This window comes from Nocardia sp. NPDC058058, assembly GCF_042885355.1.
Classification (GTDB): domain Bacteria; phylum Actinomycetota; class Actinomycetes; order Mycobacteriales; family Mycobacteriaceae; genus Nocardia.
In genome coordinates this window covers 14,219-38,655 of record NZ_JBHVSA010000007.1, presented here as the reverse complement: position 1 = coordinate 38,655, position 24,437 = coordinate 14,219, and the positions used below count along the sequence as shown (strand labels likewise).

The 24,437-nt window shown below is 66.0% G+C and carries 23 protein-coding genes and 4 tRNA genes; 14 read left to right on the top strand and 13 right to left on the bottom strand.

What is annotated here, in order from left to right; translation table 11 throughout:
- Positions 1-81: 81 nt before the first annotated feature.
- Positions 82-909, bottom strand: coding sequence for a siderophore-interacting protein (locus ACFVUS_RS42650; protein ID WP_387780887.1), 828 nt, complete (start codon positions 907-909; stop codon positions 82-84).
- An 88-nt stretch (positions 910-997) separates the two neighbouring features.
- On the opposite strand from ACFVUS_RS42650, the gene menD reads away from it, so the two are divergent.
- Positions 998-2,632 carry a 2-succinyl-5-enolpyruvyl-6-hydroxy-3-cyclohexene-1-carboxylic-acid synthase gene (menD, locus tag ACFVUS_RS42645; protein WP_387780884.1) on the top strand — a complete coding sequence of 545 codons (1,635 nt, stop codon included), beginning with the start codon at positions 998-1,000 and terminating at the stop codon, positions 2,630-2,632.
- Positions 2,633-2,734: 102 nt separating this feature from the next.
- Here the strand turns inward: menD and ACFVUS_RS42640 are convergent, their stop codons facing one another.
- Entirely contained in the window at positions 2,735-2,932 is a 198-nt protein-coding gene (locus ACFVUS_RS42640; RefSeq protein ID WP_387780881.1) for a hypothetical protein, read from the bottom strand.
- A 146-nt stretch (positions 2,933-3,078) separates the two neighbouring features.
- Positions 3,079-4,506, bottom strand: coding sequence for a rifampin monooxygenase (gene rox, locus ACFVUS_RS42635; protein ID WP_387780879.1), 1,428 nt, complete (start codon positions 4,504-4,506; stop codon positions 3,079-3,081).
- A gap of 338 nt (positions 4,507-4,844) precedes the next feature.
- Here rox and ACFVUS_RS42630 point away from each other — a divergent pair, with 338 nt between their 5' ends.
- On the top strand, positions 4,845-5,345 hold the full coding sequence (locus ACFVUS_RS42630) for a hypothetical protein (protein WP_387780876.1): 501 nt from the start codon (positions 4,845-4,847) through the stop codon (positions 5,343-5,345).
- Positions 5,346-5,371: 26 nt separating this feature from the next.
- On the opposite strand, the gene ACFVUS_RS42625 is transcribed toward ACFVUS_RS42630, so the two are convergent.
- Together ACFVUS_RS42625 and ACFVUS_RS42620 are read right to left on the bottom strand one after the other, a co-directional pair.
- Positions 5,372-5,605 carry a hypothetical protein gene (locus tag ACFVUS_RS42625; RefSeq protein WP_375964366.1) on the bottom strand — a complete coding sequence of 78 codons (234 nt, stop codon included), beginning with the start codon at positions 5,603-5,605 and terminating at the stop codon, positions 5,372-5,374.
- A gap of 55 nt (positions 5,606-5,660) precedes the next feature.
- A complete protein-coding gene (locus ACFVUS_RS42620) occupies positions 5,661-6,299 on the bottom strand; it encodes a TetR/AcrR family transcriptional regulator (RefSeq protein WP_387780873.1) in 639 nt (212 codons plus the stop codon).
- A gap of 83 nt (positions 6,300-6,382) precedes the next feature.
- On the opposite strand from ACFVUS_RS42620, the gene ACFVUS_RS42615 reads away from it, so the two are divergent.
- Entirely contained in the window at positions 6,383-7,417 is a 1,035-nt protein-coding gene (locus ACFVUS_RS42615; RefSeq protein ID WP_387780870.1) for an aldo/keto reductase, read from the top strand.
- A 6-nt stretch (positions 7,418-7,423) separates the two neighbouring features.
- Here the strand turns inward: ACFVUS_RS42615 and ACFVUS_RS42610 are convergent, their stop codons facing one another.
- From ACFVUS_RS42610 to ACFVUS_RS42595, 4 genes are all read right to left on the bottom strand, one after another.
- The gene (locus ACFVUS_RS42610) at positions 7,424-8,470 is read right to left on the bottom strand and encodes an alpha/beta hydrolase (RefSeq protein ID WP_387780867.1); all 1,047 of its coding nucleotides are present in this window, start codon (positions 8,468-8,470) and stop codon (positions 7,424-7,426) included.
- 95 nt (positions 8,471-8,565) lie between these two features.
- A complete protein-coding gene (locus ACFVUS_RS42605) occupies positions 8,566-12,747 on the bottom strand; it encodes a molybdopterin-dependent oxidoreductase (RefSeq protein WP_387780864.1) in 4,182 nt (1,393 codons plus the stop codon).
- Between the two features lie 116 nt (positions 12,748-12,863).
- Positions 12,864-13,577, bottom strand: a complete 714-nt coding sequence (locus ACFVUS_RS42600; RefSeq protein ID WP_387780861.1) for a demethylmenaquinone methyltransferase — start codon at positions 13,575-13,577, stop codon at positions 12,864-12,866.
- Positions 13,578-13,586: 9 nt separating this feature from the next.
- On the bottom strand, positions 13,587-14,018 hold the full coding sequence (locus tag ACFVUS_RS42595) for a DUF3592 domain-containing protein (protein WP_387781373.1): 432 nt from the start codon (positions 14,016-14,018) through the stop codon (positions 13,587-13,589).
- A 126-nt stretch (positions 14,019-14,144) separates the two neighbouring features.
- On the opposite strand from ACFVUS_RS42595, the gene ACFVUS_RS42590 reads away from it, so the two are divergent.
- Positions 14,145-14,648 (top strand): DUF2505 domain-containing protein, encoded by a 504-nt coding sequence (locus ACFVUS_RS42590; protein WP_387780858.1) that lies wholly within the window; start codon positions 14,145-14,147, stop codon positions 14,646-14,648.
- A 140-nt stretch (positions 14,649-14,788) separates the two neighbouring features.
- On the opposite strand, the gene ACFVUS_RS42585 is transcribed toward ACFVUS_RS42590, so the two are convergent.
- Entirely contained in the window at positions 14,789-15,226 is a 438-nt protein-coding gene (locus ACFVUS_RS42585; protein WP_387780855.1) for a VOC family protein, read from the bottom strand.
- Positions 15,227-15,386: 160 nt separating this feature from the next.
- Between ACFVUS_RS42585 and ACFVUS_RS42580 the strand changes: the two genes are divergently transcribed.
- A complete protein-coding gene (locus ACFVUS_RS42580; protein WP_387780852.1) occupies positions 15,387-17,030 on the top strand; it encodes a purine-cytosine permease family protein in 1,644 nt (547 codons plus the stop codon).
- A gap of 9 nt (positions 17,031-17,039) precedes the next feature.
- Here ACFVUS_RS42580 and ACFVUS_RS42575 read toward each other — a convergent pair whose 3' ends face one another.
- Both ACFVUS_RS42575 and ACFVUS_RS42570 read right to left on the bottom strand, forming a co-directional pair.
- A complete protein-coding gene (locus ACFVUS_RS42575) occupies positions 17,040-17,459 on the bottom strand; it encodes a helix-turn-helix transcriptional regulator (RefSeq protein ID WP_387780849.1) in 420 nt (139 codons plus the stop codon).
- Entirely contained in the window at positions 17,456-18,730 is a 1,275-nt protein-coding gene (locus ACFVUS_RS42570; RefSeq protein ID WP_387780847.1) for a geranylgeranyl reductase family protein, read from the bottom strand. The genes ACFVUS_RS42575 and ACFVUS_RS42570 overlap by 4 nt, the downstream gene beginning before the upstream one ends.
- Positions 18,731-18,927: 197 nt before the next feature.
- On the opposite strand from ACFVUS_RS42570, the gene ACFVUS_RS42565 reads away from it, so the two are divergent.
- Both ACFVUS_RS42565 and htpX read left to right on the top strand, forming a co-directional pair.
- Positions 18,928-19,950, top strand: a complete 1,023-nt coding sequence (locus ACFVUS_RS42565) for a polyprenyl synthetase family protein (protein ID WP_375964389.1) — start codon at positions 18,928-18,930, stop codon at positions 19,948-19,950.
- A gap of 77 nt (positions 19,951-20,027) precedes the next feature.
- Positions 20,028-20,930 carry a zinc metalloprotease HtpX gene (gene htpX / locus ACFVUS_RS42560; RefSeq protein ID WP_387780845.1) on the top strand — a complete coding sequence of 301 codons (903 nt, stop codon included), beginning with the start codon at positions 20,028-20,030 and terminating at the stop codon, positions 20,928-20,930.
- Positions 20,931-21,039: 109 nt separating this feature from the next.
- On the opposite strand, the gene ACFVUS_RS42555 is transcribed toward htpX, so the two are convergent.
- On the bottom strand, positions 21,040-21,531 hold the full coding sequence (locus ACFVUS_RS42555; RefSeq protein ID WP_364642827.1) for a YajQ family cyclic di-GMP-binding protein: 492 nt from the start codon (positions 21,529-21,531) through the stop codon (positions 21,040-21,042).
- A gap of 139 nt (positions 21,532-21,670) precedes the next feature.
- On the opposite strand from ACFVUS_RS42555, the gene ACFVUS_RS42550 reads away from it, so the two are divergent.
- The 7 genes from ACFVUS_RS42550 (at position 21,671) to secE (ending at position 24,341) form a co-directional block, all read left to right on the top strand.
- Positions 21,671-21,753 (top strand) — tRNA-Tyr (locus ACFVUS_RS42550).
- A gap of 234 nt (positions 21,754-21,987) precedes the next feature.
- Positions 21,988-22,060, top strand: a tRNA-Thr gene (locus tag ACFVUS_RS42545).
- A gap of 73 nt (positions 22,061-22,133) precedes the next feature.
- Positions 22,134-22,206: transfer RNA gene (locus ACFVUS_RS42540), tRNA-Met, on the top strand.
- A 46-nt stretch (positions 22,207-22,252) separates the two neighbouring features.
- Positions 22,253-22,423, top strand: coding sequence for a 50S ribosomal protein L33 (gene rpmG / locus ACFVUS_RS42535; protein ID WP_029925945.1), 171 nt, complete (start codon positions 22,253-22,255; stop codon positions 22,421-22,423).
- A 257-nt stretch (positions 22,424-22,680) separates the two neighbouring features.
- Positions 22,681-23,688 carry a fused (3R)-hydroxyacyl-ACP dehydratase subunits HadA/HadB gene (locus ACFVUS_RS42530; protein ID WP_387781370.1) on the top strand — a complete coding sequence of 336 codons (1,008 nt, stop codon included), beginning with the start codon at positions 22,681-22,683 and terminating at the stop codon, positions 23,686-23,688.
- A 174-nt stretch (positions 23,689-23,862) separates the two neighbouring features.
- Positions 23,863-23,935: transfer RNA gene (locus ACFVUS_RS42525), tRNA-Trp, on the top strand.
- Positions 23,936-23,966: 31 nt separating this feature from the next.
- Positions 23,967-24,341, top strand: coding sequence for a preprotein translocase subunit SecE (gene secE, locus ACFVUS_RS42520; protein WP_387780841.1), 375 nt, complete (start codon positions 23,967-23,969; stop codon positions 24,339-24,341).
- The last annotated feature ends 96 nt before the right edge of the window (positions 24,342-24,437 follow it).

Below are 24,437 nucleotides of genomic sequence, written 5' to 3'. Positions count from 1 at the left end.
GCCGGGATCCACGCATATCGGCGCGAGTTCGCCGCCTGTGGATCCCGGCCAAAAGCATGCCGGGATGACGGGTGTTCGGGTTCATCCCGCGGCTTTGCCGACCCGCCAGTAGCCGGTGAAGGTGATGTCCGCCTTGGGGATTCCGCGTTCCTGCGTCCAGTGCCGGCGCAGGCCGGAGGCGAGTTTCTGTTCGCCCGCGACGAAGGCGTAGACGCCCGTGCCGGGAATCTCCTGTCCGCGTACCGCTTCCGCGACCACCGAGCCGACTTCGGCATTCGGGTCGGTGCGGATCAGCCAGTGCACTTCGACGCCCGCGGGCGCATCCAATTCCTGGGCATCCTCGCTGTTCGGGATCTCCAGGTAGGCAGCGCCTTTCAGATCGCGCGGCGCGGAACGCAGAATGCCCGCGATACCGGGAACGGCGCTTTCGTCACCCACCAAAAGCGACCATTCGGTATTTTCCGGGGCCTGATAGGTAATGCCCTCATCCAGCAATCCGACTTTGTCGCCGGGCGTCGCGCCGGTGGCCCAACTCGACGCCGGGCTGTCATCGCCGTGCGAGAAGAAGTCGATATCGATCTCGGCGGTGCTGCCGAATTCGCCGAAGCCCGCGGCGCGGTAATCGCGCACGGTGTAATTGCGCACCAGCGGCCGGTGTTCCTTGCCCATCATGAGGTACTGCGCGTACCAGCCGAGCGTGCTCGCCGAGGTGGGCAATTTCAGGCTGCCGTCGCGGCCCGGCATGAAGAGCCGGAACCACTGGTCGAATCCCATGGCGGTGAAGCCCGCCAGTCCCTCGCCGCCCAGGGTGACGCGCACGAAGTTCGGGCTGATCCGTTTGCTCGCGAGCACCTGCGCGGTGAGGATCTCCCGGTGCTCGGGCTTGACGTATTTGGGTCGCTTCGACATGGGCTTAGGTTAGCAAACCCTAAGTATAGATGACAGGTGTGAGCGGGCTGACGCAGCGCGGAATTCGACTGTCTGAGAGGCTGGGAGGGTGAATCCTTCGACAGCACAGGCGCACGTCATCGTGGACGAGCTCGCGCGCGGCGGAGTCCGAGACGTGGTCCTGTGCCCGGGATCGCGAAATGCCCCACTGGCCTTCGCATTACAGGCCGCCGACGCCGCCGGGCGGATTCGGCTGCACATGCGCATCGACGAGCGCAGCGCCGGATTCCTGGCCATCGGCCTCGCCTCGTCCAGTGGCCGGCCGGTTCCGGTGGTGATGACCTCCGGCACCGCCGTCGCCAATCTCGGCCCCGCGGTACTCGAAGCGAACTACGCGCGACTGCCGCTGATCGTGCTCAGCGCCAACCGGCCGTACGAGATGCTCGGCACCGGCGCCAATCAGACCGTCGAACAATTCGGGCTGTTCGGCAGCCAGGTGCGCGCCGCCATCAGCCTCGGCCTCGCCGAAGCCGAAACCGGCGAACCGCTCTATCCCACCCAGAACAGCGTGTGGCGCTCCGCGGTCTGCCGGGTGCTCGCCGCCGCGCGCGGCACCCGCTCCGGCAATGCCGGACCCGTGCACTTCGATATCCCGCTGCGCGAACCGCTGGTGCCCGATATGGCCGCCGGTGATCCGCTGCCGCTCGGGCGCGAGGGTGACCGGCCCTGGACCGCAACGCAATACGCGACCCTGGATGTGCCGCTCGATATCGATCTGAGCATCGACACCGTGGTCATCTCCGGTCACGGCGCGGGGCATCGGCCCGAACTCGCGGCCCTGCCGACGGTCGCCGAACCGACCGCGCCCATGCACGGTCCCGCACTGCATCCGCTGGCACTGGGCCTGTTGCAGCCGAAGCAGGCCATCATCACCGGGCGGCCGACGCTGCATCGGCAGGTGTCCAAGGTGCTCGCCGATCCCGAGGTGACGGTGTACGCGCTCACCACCGGTCCACGCTGGCCCGATGTATCGGGCAATGTGGTGGGCACCGGTACCCGGGCGGTCACCGTGGGCGCACCGCGTGCGCAATGGCTGGAGCAGTGCCGTGATCTGAACGAGAAGGCCGTCGCGGTGGTGCGCGCGGAGCTCGCCGGACATCCGAAACCGACCGGCCTACACGTCGCGGCCGTCGTACTGGACGCCCTGCACGAAGGTGATCAGCTGCTGCTCGGCGCGTCCAATCCGGTGCGCGACGCGGCACTGGTCTCGCACCCGCGCACCGGGATTCGCGTGCTGTCCAACCGCGGTGTCGCCGGTATCGACGGCACCGTCTCGGCCGCCGTCGGCGCGGCGCTCACCCATCCCGGCCGCACGGTCGCGCTGATGGGCGACCTGACCTTCCTGCACGACGCCTCCGGCCTGCTGGTCGGACCCGGCGAACCGCGACCCGAGGACCTCACCATCGTGGTCGCCAACGATGACGGCGGCGGCATCTTCGAACTCCTGGAACAGGGCGATCCGCAGTACGCGGGCGTCTTCGAACGGGTCTTCGGCACCCCGCACGGGATGGACCTGGCCGCGCTCTGCGCCGCCTATCGCGTCCCGCATCGCCAAGTCGACCCGGCCGAATTGGCCGAGGCGCTGACCGGTCACGCACACGGCATCCGGGTGCTCGAAGTCGCCACCGAACGCTCCAGCCTGCGTGAACTGCACGCCACCGTGCGCGCGGGCATCTCCGCCTGAGACGCTGAAAACCGCTGTGGCGGTGCGTGTTCGCACCGCCACAACGCGAGTCGCGCACCAATGGCGCGGCCCGGCCAAGCGCCGGGATGACGGCTGGGCCGATCAGGCGTCGGTAGCGCCCGTCTCGTCGTAGTCGTCGTCCAGCGGGACCGAGATGGACTGTTCCACCAGATCCGCCTCATCGGCGGTCCAGCCGAGATCGCCCTCCGGGAGCGGTGTGACCTCGGCTTCCGGCTCGATCACCTCGGTCTGCTGCTCCAGATAATCGGCCTCGGGCACGGCATCGATTCGATCGGTCATCACAATGCTCCTCTCCGCCATATCGGCAAAGCCAGGTGAAGTCGGGCAGCTTCGAGCCTGCCCCGCATCGCCCGGCACGGCAACCCCGCCCGCGATTCGGCCGCCCGGGCACGCGCGTCGCGATGCCCGGCGCGCCGGACCCGAATTCAGTTGGCGGGTGCGCCGAACCACGTGGTCAGGTGGGTATTCAGTTCCGGCTGCTCGGTACCGAGCCATGCCACGTGGCCGTCCGGTCGCAGCAGTACGGCGGGGGCGTCGAGTTCGGTGCTGACATCGGCGATGTGATCGACGCGATCAGCCCAGTGCGCCGCCGAGAGCCGCCCGGTCTGATCCAGCAGCAGGCCGCGGCCGGTGTGCATGTGGTCGTAGAGGCGGCCGCTTTTCAGTGGGATATCGCGCAGCCGACGGCCGATCAGGTCCGCGCCGGCGCCGAAGTCGTAGCGGATGTCGACCGCGATGATGCCCTCGAGCAGGCGGCGGTTCACCTCGTCGATGGTCATCAGCTTCGTCAGCAATCGGCGCAGCGCCCGGGCATTGGGGTCCAGGGACATCAATTGCATTTGGGCGCGGGTGTTTTCGAGCACATCGGCGGCGACGGGGCGGCGCTCGGATTCATAGGTATCCAGCAGATCCGCGGGGGCCCAGCCGTTTACGACCGCGGCCAGTTTCCAGCCGAGGTTGAACGCGTCCTGCACACCGAGATTGAGACCCTGCCCGCCCATCGGCGGATGGACGTGCGCGGCGTCGCCCGCCAGCAGTACCCGACCCGATCGATACGCATCGGCCAGGCGGGTGCCGTCACCGAAACGGGAGAGCCAGCGCGGTGAGTGCACGCCGAAATCGGTGCCCGCGGTGGCGTGCAACTGCTGCCGGAACTCATCCAGGGTGGGCGGGACGGTGCGATCCTCGGCCACGCCGGCGGCGGGGGCCACCACCCGGTACGCGCCGTCGGCCAGCGGCATCGCGCCGAACAGCCGCTGGGTCTCGCGCACCTGGGCCACGATCGCGTTGAGTGTCTCCGGCGGTTCGGTCAGTTCGACCTCGCCGACCAGGGTGTCGACTCGGCTGGGTTCGCCCGGGAAGCCGATGCCGAGCAGTTTGCGCACCGTGCTGCGCCCGCCGTCGCAGCCGATGAGATAGCGCGAGCGCAGCCGGGTGCCGTCGGCGAGATCGACATCGACGCCCTCGGCATCCTGATCGAACCCGATCAGCTCACTGCCGCGCCGGATATCGACGCCGAGTTCGGCGGCGCGTTCGGCGAGCAGGCGTTCGGTGACGGGTTGCATGATGCTCAGCACATAGTCGTGCGAGGTGTCGAGCGCGCCCGGCCGCGGTGCGGGGATGCCCGCGAAGAAGCCGCCGAGCGGGTATCGCTTGCCGAGCGCCAGGAAGCGATCCAGCAGCCCGCGCTGGTCCATGATCTCGATGGTGCGCGCGTGGATTCCCATCGCGCGCACGATTGCATTGGGCTCGCCCTCTCGCTCCAGTACGACCACGCGTACCCCGTGCAGTCGCAGTTCGTTCGCCACCATCAATCCGGTCGGTCCGCCCCCGGCCACGATCACGTCGATCATGTGCTCTCCCATCGATCATTTGCGCTGGTACTGGCTTCGGCCGACGATTGTGCGGCATCGATGGGGTCTTGCCGCAAGCCCCGGGGTGCGCTATATGTTGAGTGGGGCAAGAGAGTGAACCAACCTCCTTGCCTTTCCTTATGACCTCCCCTCATAGCCGCGGTGCCGGGCGTGTGACCAGGTCTTATGGCACGCGCGCGGGGACGCCGCTAACCTCGAAACCGGGACAATCGCGGCGCTCGCCGGACAACGCAGGTCAGGGGAGTGGCTGCGCTGTTTCCGAAATCCAGCTGGATTGGGTTTGAAAGGCACTGCAGGACAATAGGTTTGGAGCTCACGTGGTAAAGGCAACGCATCCGGCATCGACCGTCGCACCCCACCCGCACACCGAGACTCCGCCCCCGAGTCCCAGTCCCTGGTACGAAGGCTCGCTCTGGTGGGACGCCAAGAGCGTCGTGGTGACCCGGGCCGTCGAGCCGGGCGTCATCGCCACCACCCCGCACCTGGTGGTCCCCGCCGAATTCGGCCGCTTCGCCTTCCTGCTCTCCTCCTACGGCGAGGAAGCCATGCAATTGGCCCGCGACCCCCGGGTGGTCATCCAATCCGGTGATTGGCGCGGCCGCCCCGCCATCGGCTCCCGCCAGCACTACGGCACCGCGCGCATCGTCGGCGATCCGGGCCTGTCCCACCGCATCCAGGACGGCATGCGCATCAAATACGGCGCGCGCACCAAACTGGCCCGCATGGCACACCGTTTCGCCAACGGCTCGGTCCCCTACGGCGATGTGGTGGCTCTGGTGGAGTTGCACCCGCACCGTCCGCTCATGATCGCGCCCTGAGGCCGATCTGGCATCGAGCGGTGCGCTCATTCATCGGGCAGTAGCGCATTGTCGGCCGGGTGCTCCACGAGTGCGAGTACCCGGCCCGCCATGAACCGGGCGGTTCGGACCGAGGTGCCGGTGCGGGTCACCTCGCTGACTTCGACGACGCCGCGCGCGATGCGCACCTCCACGCGGCGGCCCGCTCGGCTGGCTGTTATTTCGTAATTTCTGGTTCCGTCGCCCATATCGACGACGATCTCCACGCGATCACCCTTCATCTATCAATTCTCCTCGCTACCAGGGCTTTTCGCGAGGAAAGCGGCTCGAAATCGGCTAACGAACGGGTTGCGAATCAGGTGGGTTCGGGGTGAAAACCCCTGCCTCGGCGGCGATTACGGCGGCCGCCACGGCGGTGACGGCGGCGGCTTCGTCCGGCGGCGCGGAGCTGGTGAGCAGGCGATAGTACAGCGGTGCGGAGACGGCGGACAGGACTGCGCGCGGGTCGGTGCCGGGTGGGATTTCGCCTCGGGTGACGGCGTATTCGACGCAGGGAGACCATTCGGTGAGGCGGGTGTCGTAGAAGGCGTGCAGGGCGGCGGCGGCCGTGTCGTCGGTGGTTCCGGCGGCGATGAGGGCGCGGAAGAGGCGGCCCTGGCGGGGATCGGTGAGCGTCTTGGTCACCAGGCGGGCGTTGGCCAGCAGATCGCCGTGCAGTGAACCCGTATTGCTGTGCGGCAGTGAGGTTTCCGCCATATCAACGAGTAGGTCGGCGACCAGTCCGGCGGGGGTGCGCCAGCGGCGGTAGACGGTGGTCTTGCCGACCTCGGCGCGGGCGGCGACCTCGCCCAGATCCAGGTGCGCGTAACCGCGTTCGGCGAGCAGATCGCCGGCGGCGCGCAGGACCGCTTCGCGAACACGGGCGGTGCGCCCGCCGGGGCGGATCGAGCCGGGTGCGGTGGTGTCCGAGGTCATAATGGGGCTCCAGTTCCATTTGCGTCCAGGCGAGTGTACTGTCTGTTTTGTTAATGAAACTGTAGTCCCGTTAGGGGTTGGTCATGGAATACCGTCGGCTCGGTGCGTCAGGTCTGCTGGTTCCGGCGTTGAGCTTCGGCGCGGGCACCTTCGGTGGGCGCGGTGAACTGTTCAGCGCGTGGGGCGATACCGATGTGGCGCAGGCCCGCAGGCTGGTGGACATCAATCTGGAGGCGGGGGTCACCATGTTCGACACCGCCGACGTCTACTCCGACGGCGCGTCGGAAGAAGTGCTCGGACAGGCGATCTCGGGTCGTCGCGACCGGGTGCTGATCTCGGCCAAGGCGGGGCTGCCCACCGGTCCCGGACCGAATGACGCGGGCACCGGCCGGGCCAGGCTGATCGGCGCGGTGGAGGGATCGCTGCGACGACTCGGCACCGAGTACATCGATCTGTTCCAGCTACACGCCTTCGATGCGGGTACCCCGGTCGAGGAAACCCTTGCGGCACTGGATGATCTGGTCCGTGCGGGCAAGATCCGCTATGTCGGCGCATCCAATTTCGCGGGTTGGCAGCTGATGAAATCCCTTGCCGCTGCGGACAAGAGCGGGTTCCCGCGCTATGTCGCGCACCAGGTCTACTACTCGCTTGCCGGACGCGATTACGAATGGGAGCTGATGCCGCTCGGTGTCGATCAGGGCGTCGGCGCGGTGGTGTGGAGCCCGCTCGGCTGGGGTCGGCTCACCGGGAAAATCCGTCGCGGGCAACCACTTCCGGCGGGCAGTCGACTGCATCAGACCGCGGCGGCCGGACCGCCGGTGGATGACGAGAAGCTCTACGACATCGTCGACGTGCTCGACGAACTGGCCGCCGAGACCGGCCGCACCGTGCCGCAGCTCGCGTTGAACTGGCTGCTGTCCCGGCCCACCGTGGCGACCGTCATCGTCGGCGCGCGCAATGAGGAGCAGCTGCGGCAGAACCTCGGCGCCGTCGGCTGGAGCCTGGACGCCGAGCAGATCGCCCGCCTGGACAAAGCCAGCGCGGTGACCCCGCCGTATCCCTACTACCCGTACTACCGGCTGCCGGACTTCGCGCGGCTCAACCCGCCCGCCGTGTGATGCGGACTACGGCGCGGAGTTCAGGCCCGCCGCCAGCACCGGCCAGGACGTCTTCAGATCGTCCTGCCAGTAACCCCACGAATGCGTCCCGGTGGGGCGGTAATTGAAGGTGGCGGGAATGCCGAGCGAATCCAGCTTCTGCTGCAGGGTGATGGTGGACAGTTCGACATTCGCCTCGATGAAGCCGCCGAGCGCCACCGTCTGCGGCGTCTCCGACGGCTTCTCCATCCGGAACTTCCCGCCCGGGACATCCCAGATTCCCGGAATTCCGGTGCCGGAGGAGATGAAAAGGTTGGTGCCGCGCAGCTTTTCGGCATTCAGCGTGGGATCGTTGGCCGCCCACAGCGGATCGTTCTCCGGTCCCCACATATTCGTGACATCGCCGCCGCCGTACAGCTCGGTGACGGCCTTCACGGCCTCGCGGGCGATCGGGGTGGTGGTTTGATACAGGCCGCTGTAGGAGGCGGCGCTGCGGAACATGCCGGGATGCGCGATAGCCATGTTCAGAATGGGCAGGCCGGCCATGGAGATTCCGGCAATCGCGTTGACCCGGTTGGTATTCAGCGCGGCGTCGATCAGCGGCGGCAGTTCCTCGGCGAGGTAGGTGCTCCACCGGTTGACCCCGAGCGAGGGATCGGACTTGACCCAGTCGGTGTACCAGGCGAACGCGCCGCCGACGATCTGCACCACATTGATGTTCTTATCGGACAGGAATTCCAGTGCGTCCGTGCGCAATTGCCAGGTGGCGTCGTCCACGCCGCCGCCCGCGCCATTGAGCAGGTACAGGGTGGGGCGCGGCGCCGAGGTGTCCTCGGGGCGCAGCACATCCACCGGGAAGGTCTGGTTCATGGCCGCGGAGAACACCGTGAGACGGATATTCCGCGCGTCCTTGATCTCGACATTCTTGATATACGAGCCGTCGGCCGATTTCGCCGTGATATTCACCGCCGGTGCGACCGGGGTGTCCGCGGTCGCGGGATACGCGCCCAGCCCGATCGATACGGTCGCCGCCAGGGCCGCCATTGCGATACGCCCGGTGATTCGTGGGTTCAAGACCTGCCCCTCCATGAAAAACGCAACGTTTCACATCGTAGGGGCGGGACCCCGGGGAATCCACCGCCGCGCTGCCCCGAGAAATCCGGGCGCGATCAATAGACGTCGCGCACGTACCGCTTCTCGGCGACCAGTTGCTTCTTGAACGCCAGTGCGCCGTCCTCGCTCAACTTCCCGTGAATACGAGCGATTTTCAGCAGTGCGTCATCGACATCCTTGGCCATGCGGGCGGCATCGCCGCATACATAGAAGTGCCCGCCGTCGCGCAGCCACGACCACAATTCCGCACCGTGCTCGATCATGCGGTGCTGCACGTAGATTCGCTCGCGCTGATCCCGCGAGAACGCCAGATCCAATCGGGTCAGAAAACCCGAGCGGAACATGTCCTCCAGTTCGGTGCGGTAGTAGAAGTGCTCGTTCGCGTGCTGATCACCGAAGAACAGCCAATTGCGGCCCTTGCAGCCCAGCGCCCGCCGCTCCTGCAGGAAACCGCGGAACGGCGCGATACCGGTACCCGGGCCGACCATGATCATCGGCGCGTTCGGATCCAGCGGCGGCCGGAAATGTGGTGCGCGCTGCAGGAAGATCGGCACCTCGGCATCGGCGCGATCGGCCAGGAAGGTCGAGCAGACCCCGCCGCGCCGCGCCGAATCGGCGGTCACCGGAGCGCCGTAGCGCACCACCCCGACCGTCAACTGCACCTCGTGCGGGCTCACCAGCGGACTCGACGAAATCGAATACTGGCGCGGCTGTAGCTTTTTCAGCACGCCGAGCCATTCCACCAGATCCGCCCGGACCGGAAAATCGCGCAGCACGTCCACCGGCTGCCGGTCCCACAGATACCCGTCCAGCTCATTGCGATTATCCCGGCGCAGCAATTTCGCCAGTCGCACACTGGAATTGCGCTCCGCGATGAAGGACAGCAGATCCGTGCTCACCTTGGTGATATCGAATCGGGTGCGCAGCGCCTCGGCCAGCGGAATCTCGCGATCATCGGCTTCGATGGTGCGGCGGCCGTCCAAACCGGTGGCGTGCAGCCATTCCGCCACCAGCGCTTCGGAATTGGCGGGCCGGATCCCGAGCGAATCCCCGACCTCATAGGTGGCGTCGAGTCCGCGCAGATCGAAGCCGAACTGCCGCACCTCTTTCGCGGATCCGCGTGAGAGCAGCTCATTGCGCGCCAGCCGGGCCGGAACCGGGGCATTGCGGGTGAACTGTGCGGTGGCGGTGGCGGTCACCGTGGAGCCGCCGTTCCGGCGCGTGCTCGCCGGTCCCGGTCCCGGTTCCGGTGCCGATTCCGGTCCGGACGGGCTGTCCGCCAGCGCGGCGGTCACATCGGTGAGCCACCGCTCGGACAATTCCTCGTGGTCGGGCTCGCTGTCCACGCGGGGGAGCAGCCGGGTCGCGCCGCGCTTGGCGAAGAGTTCATCGAGTTTGCGGCCGTGCCCGCAGAAATCGTCATAGGAGGAGTCGCCGAGGGCGAATACCGCGAATCGCACACCGTTCAGCCGAGTTTCGCTGTCGCTCAATCGATCCCAGAAGTCCGAACCATTGTCCGGCGGTCCGCCGTCACCGAAGGTGCTGCTGATCACCAGCACGTCGCCGGTCAGATCGGTGAGTTCGGCGGCATCCATATCCAGCAGTCGAGGCGTGAAATCGGAGTCCGCGAGGGTGGTCGCGACCGCGGCGGCGAGTTCCTCCGCCGTGCCGGTCTGCGAGGCCCAGAGCACCGTTACGGTCCGGGTGGCGACGGTGACGCCGCCCGTCGCACCGCCGCTATCGCCCGCCGGTGCCGAGATAGGTTGCGCGCCGCGCGAATACATGCCCGCGAGGAGTCCGTCAATCCACATCCGGCTGCCCGCGGAGATCGGCGCGGTCTCCGGCAGCACCGGCACGCCGCTCACCGGAATCGATTGCAGTGCAGCGAGATACCCGCCGAGATAGATGCGCTCGGTTTCGCTCAGGGTCGGTGCGGTGGCACGCTCCAGACCCAGCATCGCCGACAGCGGATGCGTGCCCGTCTCGGGCGCGGTGACCGGCGCGGGCTCGCCGACCGGTTCGGACCGCACCGGAGCCGACACCACGGCGACCTTGCGCAGCCGCACAGCGCACGCCTTGAATTCGGGTTGCAGCGAGGCCGGATCGACCGCGTCATTGGTGACGGCGTTGATGGTCAGGTACTCGCCCTGCTCGTCATTCCAGTGGAACGGCGCGAAGCAGTTGCCCGGGAGCACCCGATCGCTGATCCGCACCGGCAGCACGGCCCGCCCGCGGCGCGAGGCGATCTCGAGCTGATCGCCCTCGCGGACATCGAGTGCGGCGGCGTCCTGCGGATGCACCTCCAGGAACGGTTCCCCGTTCAGTTTGACCAGTTTGGCGACCTTGCCGGTCTTGGTCATGGTGTGCCACTGATGTTGCAGGCGGCCGGTATTGAGCAGGAACGGGTGATCGTCATCCGGCATTTCGGCGGGCAGCAGATGCGGGCGCGGATAGAAGATCGCGCGGCGACTCGGGGTGGCGAACGCCAGCCGCGGCCGGGTGCCGTCGGCGTCGGTGTACAGCTCCTGGCTGACGCCGTCGTTCAGATAGCGAATCGGGTTGCGCCGCTGTGCCGGATCGGGGCACGGCCACTGCATCGGTCCATCACTCAGGGCGTCGTAGGTGATGCCGCGCAGATCGTAACCGGTGTTCGGGTTCGTGAATTGCCTTATCTCCTCGAAGATCTCGGAGCTAGAGGCGTAGTCGAACCCCGGGAACCCCATGGCCGTCGCGACCTGGGCGATCAACTGCCAATCCGGCCGCGCGTCACCGACCGGCGGCACCGACTGCCGCAGCAGGGTGAGGTTGCGTTCCGAATTCACCATCACCGCATCGGATTCCGCCCACAGCGTGGCGGGCAGCAGCAGATCGGCGTAGGCGTTGGTGGCGGTATCGGTGTACACGTCCTGGGCGATCACCAGCTCGGCCGCTTCCAGTCCCGCGATCACATTGCGCCGATTGGCCATGGAGGCAACGGGATTGCTGCACACGATCCAGCAGGCCTTGATATCGCCGTCGGCCAGGCCCCGGAACATCTCGACGGTGCCGGGTCCGGCCGCGTCGCGAATGGTCCCGGGTTCCAGGCCCCACGCGGTCTCCACGAAGGTGCGGTCCGGATCCGACAGCAGGTTGCGCTGACCGGGCAATCCCGGTCCCATATAGCCCATTTCGCGCCCACCCATGGCATTGGGCTGCCCGGTGAGCGAGAACGGCCCGGAGCCGGTGCGGCAGATGGCCCCGGTGGCCAGGTGCAGGTTGATGATGGCATTGCTGGTCCAGGTGCCGTGCGTGGACTGATTCACGCCCATGGTCCACAGCGACATCCATTCGCCCGCCGCGCCGATCCATTCGGCCGCGGTGCGGATATCGGCCTCGGCGACCCCGGTCAATTGCGCGACCAGATCGGGGGAGTAGTCGGCCAGGAATTCCGGCATCGACTCCCAGCCCTCGGTGTGCGCGGCGATGAATTCGCCGTCCACGACACCGTTTTCGACCAGCAGGTGCAGCAGTCCGTTCAACAGCGCCAGATCGGTGCCCGGTTTGATCTGCAGGAACAGATCCGCGCGCGCCGCGGTATCGGTGCGGCGCGGATCCACCACGATGAGTTTCGCGCCCGCCTTGAGCCGATCGGCCATGCGCAGGAACAGAATCGGATGACAGTCGGCCATATTCGCGCCGATGGCGAAGAACAGGTCCGCGTGATCGAGATCGTCATACGATCCGGGCGGCCCGTCCGCGCCGAGGGACTGTTTGTACCCGGTCGCCGCGCTCGCCATGCAGAGCCGGGAATTGGCCTCCATATGCACGGTCCGGATATAGCCCTTGGCCAATTTCGTTGCCAGATACTGGGCTTCGATCGACATCTGCCCGGAAACGTAGAGCGACACCGCATCCGGGCCGTGCGCGTCCAGAATCTCGCGCAGCCGCCGGCCCGCCTCCAGCACGGCCTCGTCCACCGGCACCGGCACCGGCGGCTGCCCGCGTTCGGGACGCCGGTAGGCCGATTCCATCCGGCCGTCCGCGCGCATCATCTCCGCGTGCGTCGCACCCTTGGTGCACAGTCGACCGGCGTTCACCGGATGCAGTTTGTCGCCGCTCACCTTGGCGATCACGGGCGCACCCGCGGCATCGGTGCCGGTGTGCACGGTAATGCCGCAGCCGACCCCGCAGTACGAGCACGCGGTCCGGACGCTCGTCGAGGGTGCGCTGGAATCCGGCATGGTTCCGATCTTCGTCATCCCCGATTGCGCCGAATTTACCGAAGGTTATCTCCAGGTGACGTTTCTCCTCACAAGCGTTCGGCAACGCCGTGAGGTGCGCGAACGCTGTGAGAACGACCACAGCGGACGGGGCGTCAGCCCAGTTTGTAGCCGCGATGCAGGGCCACCGCGCCACCGGAGAGATTGCGCCACTTCACCTGCGACCAGCCCGCGTCCGCGATGCGCAGCGCCAGCTGCGACTGGGTCGGCCAGGCCCGGATCGAATCGGCGAGGTAGATGTAGGCCTCGGGATTGCTGGACACCCGCTTGGCGACCGCGGGCAGCGCCTTCATCAGGTACTCCATGTAGACCGTCCGGAACAGTGCGAAGGTCGGCGTGGAGAACTCCGCGACCACCAGTCGCCCACCGGGCTTGGTGACGCGCAGCATCTCGCGCAGCGCCAGATCCGGATCGGACACATTGCGCAGCCCGTACGAGATGGTCACCGCGTCGAAGGACTCGTCCGCGAACGGCAGCGCCATGGCATCGCCCGCGACCATCGGCACCTTGCGGAACCGCCCGGCGGACAGCATGCCCTGCGAGAAATCGGTGGCCACGCACCAGGCGCCGGACTTGGCGAGCTCCAGGGTCGAAACCCCGGTTCCGGCAGCCAGATCCAGTACCTGCTCACCCGGTCGCAACGCCAGCGCCTTACGCGTGGCCCACCGCCAATAGCGGTCCTGACCACCGGAAATCAGCGTATTGGTGAGGTCATAGCGCTTGGCAACACCGTCGAACATGGAAGCGACCTCATGCGGCTGCTTGTCCAACGAAGCCGTAACCAATTCCCGCCGCTCTGTTTTCGCCACACCCGCACATTAGCTCGCGTCGCGCGTACGCGACCAACGCCTGCGCGCCGCGCCGAACCAGCGCGCCGGAGGCGATCCCAGCAGCCACAGCGCGGGCAGCGCCACCAGCCAGGTCACCACGATCACCGAGGCCGCCGGGATGATCGCGACACGGGCGTCGCGGCCCGCGACACGCACCAGATCCGGATCGCTGCGCCGGTACTCGACATTGATGCGCTCACCCGCGGTCAGCTTGGTCGGGTACAGCACGCCGACCTTCGGATTGTGCGTCTCGCCATCGGGGGTCACGAAGGTGACCGCGGAGCGCAGCCGTCCCGCCGACAGCACTTCGCCGCTGGTGGTGCCCATATCCGAGCTGATGAGGTGGTCATCGCGCCAGGCCGCGAGCACCAGCAGCACCGAGAGCACGCTGATCGCGCAGGCCGCGACGGCGATCACCATCCGGGTGCGCCGGAAGCGACTCGCCGATGGCTGCGCCTGTACGCCGCTCGCCTCCGGAGCGGTGACAGACTGGCTGGTTTCCGACACTTCACCAGGCTATTCCATGACTGGACTACGGTAGCCGCCATGTCCCGTAAATTCAGCTTCACCGTGCAGTACAGCGTTCCGGTAGAAGAGCTTCACCGGGCACTGACCAACGACGAGATGTGGAACGCCCGCTTCGCGGACGCCACCACGGCAACACTGGACCTGTCGCACCCGGACGGCCCAGGCACGATTCGCATCCATATGACCGAAAAAGCACCCGAAGACAAGATTCCCGGCCTGGTCAAGAAGGTCCTCAAGAGCGACCTCGTACTCGAGCGCACCGACACCTGGGGCGCACTCGACGGCGATATCGCCAAGGGCACCTTCGCCGGCGCCTCCGGCGGCATCACCACCGAAATGCAGGGCACCTTCGAATTGCGGCCCACCGCCGAGGGTTCCGAGCTGGAGGCCGCGGGCGTCGTGACCGTCAAGGTCCCGCTGGTCGGCGGCGCCATCGAGCCGCTGGTGGAAAACCTGTTGGAGAAGGTGATGAACAGCGAGCGCAAGTCCGTCGAGGCCTGGTTCGCGGCTCAGAACGCCTGATCCGGTTGTAACTGTTCCATCCGAGAACCATTGCCACTGAAGGGTTCTCACGTTCGAGGGGTACCCCGTGGCTGCGCCCACCCGCAGCCACGGGATTCCATGACGGCCCGCGTGGAATCGCTACCGCGCTCGTGGAATCGCTACTGCGCTCGCGTGGGATCGAATTCGCGGTTCTCCACCAGCACCAGCCAGTTCCCGGAATTGTCGCGAATGATCGCCTCCACCCCGTACGGCCGCTCGGCCGGGGGCTGTACGAATTCCACACCCTTGGCGGTGAGTTCCTCGAAGGTCTTGTGGCAGTCGTCGGTACGCAACCCCAGCGCACCGTGCGTGCCATTGGCCAACGACCGCCGGATCGCCTCGGCCAGCTGCTCGTCCAGCGGCGGCCCGGGGACCATCAGGGTCACCTCCAGCTCCAGATGATCCGGATGCGCCACGGTCACCCAGCGGAACCCGTTCTCGCCCATGGTCACATCGCTGACCTCGACGAATCCGAGCTTGTCGACATACCAGGCCTTGGCCTCGGACTGATCGGTCACGTAGACGGTGGTGAGGGAAACGTTCGTAATGGTCGTCATGCGATAAGGCTATGGACCCGCCCGCCGCCCGTGCTTCTCCGAAATTGCGGTGAGTGTGACGTAACCCGTGGGAAATAAGTCGGCAAACCCAGCTCTACATCAGCCGACCAGTCTCGACCACGGAAACCGCACACCCACGAGCCTGATCGAGGAGTTATCGGTGGTCGAAGTCGATACCCGCGCGACGAATTCCGTCGCGGCGACCAAGGAGACGCTGGAGGACTACACCCTCCGGTTCGCCCCGCGCAGTTACCGCACCTGGAGTCCGGCGGTGGTCGGCGTCTCGGCGCTCGGCGGCATCGCGTACCTCGCCGACTTCTCCATCGGCGCGAATATCGGCATCGCCAACGGCACCGGCAACGCGCTGCTCGGCATCGGCATCTTCGCGATCGTCATCATGCTGACCGGTTTCCCGCTCGCCTACTACGCCGCGCGCTACAACATCGACCTGGATCTGATCACCCGCGGCAGCGGATTCGGATACAAGGGGTCGATCGTCACCAATGTGGTGTTCGCGTCGTTCACCTTCATCTTCTTCGCGCTCGAGGGCTCGATCATGGCGCAGGGCCTCAAACTCGGCCTGCACGTGCCACTTCCGCTCGGCTACCTGGCCTCCACGCTGCTGATCTTCCCGCTGGTCATCTACGGCATGAAGACGCTCACCAAACTCCAGGTGTGGACCACCCCGCTGTGGCTGCTGCTGATGGTGCTGCCGTTCGTATTCCTGCTGGTGCGGCATCCGGATTCGGTCGGCACCTTTCTCGCTTACGGGGGCAAGGACGGACAGGGCGTGAGCCTGACCGGCGCGCTGCTCGCCGCCGGTGTGTGCCTCTCGCTCATCGCGCAGATCGCCGAACAGATCGACTACCTGCGCTTCATGCCGCCCAAAACCCCTGAGAACAAGCGCAGTTGGTGGGGCTGGATGCTGCTAGCCGGACCCGGCTGGGTGCTGTTCGGCGCCATCAAGCAGGTCGTCGGCCTGTTCCTCGCGGTCTACCTGATCGCGAATCTGCCCGGCGCACAGGACATCGCGAATCAGCCCGTGCACCAGTTCCTGGAGATCTACCGGGACATGATGCCCGCCTGGCTCGCCATGACCCTCGCCGTCGTGCTGGTTGTCATCAGCCAGATCAAAATCAATGTCACCAACGCCTATTCGGGCTCGCTGGCCTGGACCAACTCCTTCACCCGCATCACCAAGAACTACCCCGGCCGCCTGGTCTTCCTCGGGCTCAATCTGCTCATCGCGCTGATCCTGATGGAAGCCAATATGTTCGACTTCCTGAACAATATCCTCGGCTTCTACGCCAACTGTGGCATCGCCTGGATCGTCACCGTCGCAACCGATATCGCGGTCAACAAGTACCTGCTGAAGATCTCGCCCAAGCAGCCGGAATTCCGGCGCGGCATGCTCTACGACTACAACCCGGTCGGCCTGGTCGGCTTCGGACTGTCCGCGGTGCTGTCGATCATGACGTTCTTCGGGCTCTTCGGGGAGACGCTGAAGCCGTACTCGCCGATCATCGCGGTCATCGTGTCCTTCGTGGCGACACCGCTGACCGCGATCCTCACCAAGGGCAGGTACTACCTGCGCCGCACCGACGACGGCATCGACGCGCCCATGTTCGATGAACACGGCAACCCGTCGGGGGAGACCCTGACCTGCCACATCACCGGCATCGACTTCGAACGCCCGGACATGATCGCCTCCCCGGTGCCCGGACCCGAGGGCGAGATCCAGTACATCAGCTCGCTGGCGCTCTCGACCGACAAGACCGGCATCCACGTGCTGCCGCCGCAGTGAGAACCGCTGCTACGGCAGCGGTTTGCGATCCGAGAGCCCGTGCATGAAGACGTAGCACCCGGGAATATGGGGAGCGCCCTCGGCGGCGAACTTGGCCTGATACTCCGAGGGCGACATCCCCACCAGTTCGGTGAACTTGCTGCTGAACGAACCCAGGCTGCTGTAACCGACCATCATGCACGCCTCGGTCACCGTGATATTGGTGGCGCGCAACAGATCCTGCGCCCGCTCGATCCGGCGTTCGGCCAGATACAGGGCGGGCGTCTTACCGTAGGTGGCGGCGAAACAGCGCAGGAAGTGATACTTCGACACCCCCGCTGCCGCCGCCAGACTCGCCAGATCCAAAGGCTCCGCGTACTTCCGGTCGGCCAGATCCCGTGCCCGCCGCAAATGCGGGAGCAGATCCTCGGGAACCGGCTGGGGAGTCACGCGAAGGGCTGGAGCTTGTCGAATCGCATCGAGGCCCGGCCCGCGCCGCGCCACAACCGGGCGGTGAGATCCAGATCCTCATCGGTCACCAGATTGCCCATCACCCGGACCGCGGTGCGCTGCAACAGTTGTGAGCGCATCACCGGCGGACCGCCGAACGGCACCGCGCGCGGATGGGTGGCCAGCGCCGCCAGCCGCCGCGCCACCGAATAGGTGCGGCCGTAGCGCTCGCGCAGCAGCTCCGGCCAGATCCGGGTCAGGTCCGGCTCGTCCAGCAGGTTCGAAAGCATATGGCCGCCTTCGAGTCCGTAGTCGATACCCTCGCCGTTGAGCGGATTCACACAGCCCGCCGCGTCACCGACCAGCACCCAATTGCGCCCGGCGACATGGGATACCGCGCCGCCCATGGGCAGCAGCGCCGAAGCGACCGCGCGCGCTTCACCTTCGAAGCCCCATTCCTCGCGACGCAGCGAGACATAGTGCTGCAAAAGCGGTTTCAGGGCGATATGCGACGGCCGCTTCTCGGTGGCCAGCGAACCGACGCCGATATTGACCTCGCCATTGCCGAGCGGGAACACCCATCCGTAGCCCGGCACCAATTCATTGTTCGCGTCCCGCAATTCGAGATGCGAGGAAATCCACGGATCATCGTGCCGCTCGGATTTGATGTACGCCCGCGCCGCGGTCCCGTACGCGTACTCGCGATGCCAGGTGCGCCCCAGCAGCTTTCCGACCGGCGACCGCACCCCGTCCGCCACGATGAGCACCTTGCAGGACACCGCCCGCAGCCCGCCCTCGGTCTTGACGGTGACCCCGGTGACCCGATCCCCGTCCCGCGCCACCTCAACGACCTTCGCGCCCTCGACCATGCGCGCGCCGAACTTCACCGCGGTATCGCGCAACTTGTCATCGAGTTCGGTTCGCGGAACGGCGCTTCCGTACACCGGAAACGATCCCGTCGGCCACGGCAGCAGCGACTCGCGCCCGAACCCGGCCATCCGCAACCCGTGATTGACCGTATGCCCGCGCACCCACTCCCCGAGCCCGAGATGCTCCAGCTCGGCCGTGGCCCGCGGCGTCAGCCCATCCCCGCACGTCTTATCGCGCGGGAACACCGCCGAATCCAGGAGCAGCACATCGCGTCCCGCCTGCGCCGCCCACGCCGCCGCCGCCGACCCCGCCGGACCCGCCCCCACCACCAGCACATCGGCATGCGCGGGCAGAACATCCGACGTGTGCCCCTGCTCCGGCGCGATTTCCGCTGAACCCATGGCGTCAATACTTGCAGCCCATCGTGATCGGTGTCGATGCGGCTGCGCCTTGTGCACGTGCATATCGACACCCGCGACGGCGACCGACGCCATACTGCAGTGTTCTGTTGCTCGCACTACGGTGGTGTCCATAGGGGGCTGGCTGTCCACACGCTAGGTTCTTTGGCGTGGGGTCGGACGCGGCACTGGGAGATGAAATGAGCGCATCGGCTGTGAGCGATGAGAGCACGGTGGTGGCGGGGGTGGATCTCGGCGATCCCGAGCTCGCGGTAACAGTGCGTAAGGGCCTGGTCCAGGTAGAGGATCTGCTGATCACCGAACTGTCCGACGGCGAGGATTTCCTGCAGGAGGCGGCGCTGCACCTGGCCAAGGCCGGAGGGAAGCGCTTCCGGCCGCTGTTCACCATTCTCACCGGACAGCTCGGCCCGAATCCGGACAGTCCGGACCTGATCACCGCGGGCACGGTGGTCGAACTCGTGCACCTGGCGACCCTCTACCACGACGACGTCATGGACGAGGCCCCGATCCGGCGCGGCGCCCCCAGCGTGAACTCGCGCTGGGGCAACAGCGTCGCCATCCTGGCGGGCGACTACCTGTTCGCGCACGCCTCCCGCCTGGTCTCCACGCTCGGCCCGGACGCGGTGCGCATCATCGCCGAAACCTTCGCCGAACTGGTCACCGGCCAGATGCGGGAAACCATCGGCGCCCGGCAATCCCAGGATCCGGTCGAGCACTACCTGCGCGTGGTGTGGGAGAAGACCGGGTCGCTCATCGCGGCCTCGGGTCGCTTCGGCGGCACCTTCTCCGGTGCGGACCTGGACCATGTGGAGCGCCTGGCCCGGCTCGGCGACGCGGTCGGCACCGCCTTCCAGATCTCCGACGACATCATCGACATCTCCTCGGTGTCCGAGCAGTCCGGCAAAACCCCCGGCACCGATCTGCGCGAGGGCGTGCACACCCTGCCCGTGCTCTACGCGCTGCGCGACGAGGGTTCCGAGGGCGATCGCCTGCGCAAACTGCTGGCCCGCCCGCTGGAGACCGACGCCGAGGTGGAAGAGGCCCTGGACCTGCTGTCCCGCTCGCGCGGCATGGTGCTGGCCAAGGAGAAGCTGCACGGCTACGCCGATATCGCGCACGCCGAACTGTCCGCGCTGCCCGGCGGCCCGGCCAACGAAGCCCTCGAGCGGCTGGTTCGTTACACGATCGAACGAGTCGGCTAGCAGGGAACTTCGGAGCCGCCCTCTATCGTTGAGCAGGAGTAACGCAACGATGGAGGGGGCGCGGCAAAGGAGATCGGATGCACTCGCACGGGTATGCCAATGGCCTGAAGACTTTCGGGCTGTTGGTGGGCATGTCGGCGCTGATCGTGTTCGCCGGAGCCCTGTTTCGCAGTCCGACGATTCTGATCCTGTCGATCCTGATCGCCGTGGGCATGAACGCCTACGCGTATTTCAACAGCGACAAACTCGCGTTGAAAGCCATGCACGCACAACCGGTGACCGAACTCGAGGCCCCGGTCATGTACCGCATCGTGCGCGAATTGGCCACTGCCGCAAGGCAACCCATGCCGCGGCTGTACATCAGTCCGACCAATGCGCCCAATGCGTTCGCCACCGGGCGCAATCCGCGCAATGCGGCCGTCTGCTGCACCACCGGAATTCTGCAAATCCTGGACGAGCGCGAATTGCGCGCGGTGCTGGGTCATGAACTCTCGCACGTCTACAACCGCGACATCCTGATCTCATCGGTCGCGGGCGCGCTCGCCTCGGTCATCTCCGGCCTCGCGAACCTGGCCTTCTTCGCCAGCGCCTTCGGTGGCAATCGCGACGGCGAAGGCCCGAATGTCATTGGCATTCTTCTGGTTTCGCTGCTCGGCCCGATCGCTGCCTCGCTCATCAAACTGGCCGTCTCGCGCTCCCGCGAATATCAGGCCGACGAGGACGGCGCAGCCCTCACCGGCGACCCCCTGGCGCTCGCCTCAGCGCTGCGCAAGCTCGAACGCGGGGTGCAGGCCGCCCCGCTGCCGCCGGAGCCGCAGCTGACCGCACAGTCGCACCTGATGATCGCCAACCCCTTCCGTGCCGGCGACAAAATGGCGCGCTGGTTCTCCACCCACCCGCCCATGGCCGACCGCATCGCGCGTTTGGAAGCGATGGCAGGCGGCGCAAGTGGCCCGACGGCAGGCCCCCGCGAGTACTGAGCAGGACCTTTCGTCATCCCGGCATGCTTTTGGCCGGGATCCACACCCCCAGTACCTGCACTGATGGGTGTGGATCCCGGCCAAAAACGCGCCGGGATGACGGGCGAGGCTAGCGGTAATTCACGAACTGCAGCGCGACCTCGAAATCGCCATTGCGCAGCAGTGATTGGACCGCCTGCAAGTCATCGCGGCTCTTGGAGCTGACCCGCAGCTCCTCACCCTGGATCTGCGCCTTGACGCCCTTGGGCCCCTCGTCGCGGATCTTCTTGGTGATCTTCTTGGCCTGCTCGGTGGTGATACCCTGCACGAGCTCGCCTGTGATTTTGTACACCTTGCCGGACGCCTGCGGATCGCCCGCGTCGAACGCCTTCATGGAGATATCCCGGCGAATCAGCTTCTCCTTGAACACGTCCAGCGCCGCCTTGACGCGGTCCTCGGAATCGGCGGTGAGGATGATCTTCTCCTCGCCCGACCATTCGATGCTCGCGCCGGTGCCGCGGAAGTCGTAGCGGGTGGCCAGCTCTTTGGCCGCGATGTTCAGCGCGTTGTCCACCTCCTGACGGTCGACCTTGCTGACGACATCGAACGACGAATCGGCCACGCGTGTGCTCCTGTCCGAGATCGGAAAGTTGGGGGTTGCCCCGCCGAAGGTAGTCCGTCCGGCACCGCGTTTTCCAGCCGGTTTGCATTCCGGGCGGGTGTTCGATGTATTCTCGTCACCGCGCTGCAAGGCGTACCCAGGCAGATTGCCCGAGCGGCCAATGGGAGCGGACTGTAAATCCGTCGGCGAAAGCCTACGTAGGTTCGAATCCTACATCTGCCACCGCGAAACCCCCCGCGACCGATTCCGGTCACGGGGGGTTTCGTGTTTTTCACCCTCGGTCGCGGGTGTGGTCGACGCCGTTGTCGACCAGCATGCGGCCTTGACCCTGGAGTACCCACTCCAAACGCGGTAAAAACCTCCGATGACCAGCCGGTTTGGAGAGTGGGCGAGATGTTGTGTAACCTCGTTCAAGTCTTCAGCGCCCGGTTCGAAAGACCGGAGCAACGCAGACATGCCCCCTTAGCTCAGTCGGCAGAGCGTTTCCATGGTAAGGAAAAGGTCAACGGTTCGATTCCGTTAGGGGGCTCGCCGGATTGCCGGTGGTGTCACTCGGCATCCAGATCGATGGACCGGGCTCGCGCCGCCGCGAATCCTCGCATGGCGGTGTAGCTCAGTTGGTAGAGCAAACGACTCATAATCGTTGTGTCGCCGGTTCAAGTCCGGCCATCGCTACCCATACTGATTAACCACATCAGGCTTACCGGAAAGAGGGCGCATCGTGGCCGCGAAGTCCACTGATATCCGGCCAAAGATCACCTTGGCCTGCGAGCAGTGCAAGCACCGTAATTACATCACCAAGAAGAACCGGCGTAACGACCCGGATCGTCTCGAGCTCAAGAAGTTCTGCCCGAACTGCGGTACCCACCGGGCCCACCGCGAGTCTCGCTAACTTAACCCCGCGCGTTCTACCGCGTGGAAGAAGTGCCGGATCGGCTCGTCACTACGTCCTCCCTACCAGGGGACAGTGGCACTCGGTCCGGCACTTGGTGTATATAGCGGTGGTTCAGCGCTCTGCCGATTCCGGTGACGGGATCAGATAGGTGACTTCCTGCCGTGACAATCAACACCGAAATCGAGATCGAATTGGGTAACTCCGAGGCACTCGACCCGAGTGCGGTCTTCGATCCCGCCGCGCACGCCGCCGCGATGGTCGGCCACCACTACCGGGTGGAGGACTACTACGAGGTCGGCCGCGAGAAGGTGCGTGAATACGCCCGCGCCGTGCAGGACTACCACCCCGTGCACTGGGACGAGGACATCGCCCAGGAATACGGCTACGACAGCCTGGTCGCCCCGCTCAGCTTCATCTCCCTGGTCGGAATCCTGGCCCAGCGCAAGCTCTTCGAGCAGATCGTCACCGGCTACGACCTGAGCCAGATCATGCAGACCGATCAGATTCTGGAATTCCACCGCCCCATCAAGGCCGGTGACCAGCTGACCTGCATCGTCTACCTGCATTCGTTCCGGCAGGCGTTCGGCGGCGACATCATCGTCACCAAGAACGACGTCGTCGATCAGCACGACGAACTGGTGCTCACCACCTACACCACCCTGATCGGCCGCAGCGGCGGTGATATCGATCCCAATGTCGGTGACGCGGTACGCAATGTGCTCATGCACGGCGTCGGCCCCGAGGAGACCCCGGATCACAAGCCGCGCACGCTGGCGGTCGCGGATCTGCAGCCCCAGCCGGTGCCGGTTACGCTGCCGGGCAAGATTGTGCCGAGCAAGCACGCGCTGCGCTTCGAGGACGTGACCGTCGGCGATCCGCTGTCCACCCGCGTGGTGCGGCTCACCCGCGGCGATCTGGTGAACTACGCCGGCGTCTCCGGCGATGCCAACCCGATCCACTGGAGCGATGAGGTCGTCAAGCTCGTCGGCCTGGAAAACGTTGTGGCACATGGCATGTTGACCATGGGTCTGGGTGGCGGCTTCGTCACCTCCTGGCTCGGCGATCCGGGCGCGGTGAAGGAATACAACGTCCGTTTCACCAGCCCCGTGTACGTGCCCGTGGACCAGGCCGCGGAGATCGAATACACCGGCAAGGTGAAGTCGGTCGATCCGGAAACCCGCACCGCCGTGATCGCCATCGTCGCCAAATCGCAGGGTCGCAAGATCTTCGGCCGCGCCACCGCGACCGTCCAATTGGCCTGATTCGACCGGTGACCCCCGATTGGCGATTGCCGCGCGAGGTAACGTAGACTCGGCAATCTGGGGTCACCAGCCGCTGCGCGCTGCTCCGAGGAGCGGCGCGTATGTATGTGAGGGCCCTGCTGTACAACTGAAGAGATACTGTGGTCGGACATTGAGCAATCGACGTCCAACCGAAGGGGCGTAGCTCAATTGGCAGAGCAGCGGTCTCCAAAACCGCAGGTTGCAGGTTCAAGTCCTGTCGCCCCTGCCCTTAATGCCAGCGACGAGGAAGGATCGACGTGAGCGACGAGCGGGATACTCGCCACGAAGATGGCGATGACACCGCCGCAGTGGCTCGTCCGAGCGGCAAGCGGTCCGCCCGGCGTCGTAATACGTCGGCCGCGACCGTGGCGACGATCGATCGACCCACGTCATCGGCGAAGGCAAGCAAGAAGTCCGGCAATGCCGGTCGTGGCGGTACGGGCAATCCGTTCAAGCGCCTGGTGAAGTTCCTCAAAGAAGTAATCGCGGAACTGCGCAAGGTGATCTGGCCGAACCGCAAGCAGATGGTCACCTATACGAGCGTTGTTCTGGTGTTCGTGATCTTCATGATCGCGTACATCAGCGGGTTGGATCTGGCGTTCATCAAGGGTGTCAACTGGCTGTTCGGCTAGCTGACCGTCGGCGCCGGTAACCGTTCCCCGAGCAGAGGCGGGGCGCGGGGCCATCCGCCGGGTACCCCCCGGCGCGCACAGGATTACGTGACGACA

What these genes read in the sequence shown, in the direction of transcription:
- ACFVUS_RS42530 (WP_387781370.1), top strand. Translation starts at nt 22,681, where the DNA reads ATGGTCGGCCACCACTACCGGGTGGAGGACTACTACGAGGTCGGCCGC.
- ACFVUS_RS42565 (WP_375964389.1), top strand. Translation starts at nt 18,928, where the DNA reads ATGAGCGCATCGGCTGTGAGCGATGAGAGCACGGTGGTGGCGGGGGTG.
- ACFVUS_RS42650 (WP_387780887.1), bottom strand. Translation starts at nt 909, where the DNA reads ATGTCGAAGCGACCCAAATACGTCAAGCCCGAGCACCGGGAGATCCTC.
- ACFVUS_RS42640 (WP_387780881.1), bottom strand. Translation starts at nt 2,932, where the DNA reads ATGACCGATCGAATCGATGCCGTGCCCGAGGCCGATTATCTGGAGCAG.
- ACFVUS_RS42625 (WP_375964366.1), bottom strand. Translation starts at nt 5,605, where the DNA reads ATGAAGGGTGATCGCGTGGAGATCGTCGTCGATATGGGCGACGGAACC.
- ACFVUS_RS42615 (WP_387780870.1), top strand. Translation starts at nt 6,383, where the DNA reads ATGGAATACCGTCGGCTCGGTGCGTCAGGTCTGCTGGTTCCGGCGTTG.
- ACFVUS_RS42585 (WP_387780855.1), bottom strand. Translation starts at nt 15,226, where the DNA reads ATGACGACCATTACGAACGTTTCCCTCACCACCGTCTACGTGACCGAT.
- rox (WP_387780879.1), bottom strand. Translation starts at nt 4,506, where the DNA reads ATGATCGACGTGATCGTGGCCGGGGGCGGACCGACCGGATTGATGGTG.
- ACFVUS_RS42605 (WP_387780864.1), bottom strand. Translation starts at nt 12,747, where the DNA reads ATGACGAAGATCGGAACCATGCCGGATTCCAGCGCACCCTCGACGAGC.
- ACFVUS_RS42620 (WP_387780873.1), bottom strand. Translation starts at nt 6,299, where the DNA reads ATGACCTCGGACACCACCGCACCCGGCTCGATCCGCCCCGGCGGGCGC.
- ACFVUS_RS42570 (WP_387780847.1), bottom strand. Translation starts at nt 18,730, where the DNA reads ATGGGTTCAGCGGAAATCGCGCCGGAGCAGGGGCACACGTCGGATGTT.
- ACFVUS_RS42590 (WP_387780858.1), top strand. Translation starts at nt 14,145, where the DNA reads ATGTCCCGTAAATTCAGCTTCACCGTGCAGTACAGCGTTCCGGTAGAA.
- htpX (WP_387780845.1), top strand. Translation starts at nt 20,028, where the DNA reads ATGCACTCGCACGGGTATGCCAATGGCCTGAAGACTTTCGGGCTGTTG.
- ACFVUS_RS42595 (WP_387781373.1), bottom strand. Translation starts at nt 14,018, where the DNA reads ATGGTGATCGCCGTCGCGGCCTGCGCGATCAGCGTGCTCTCGGTGCTG.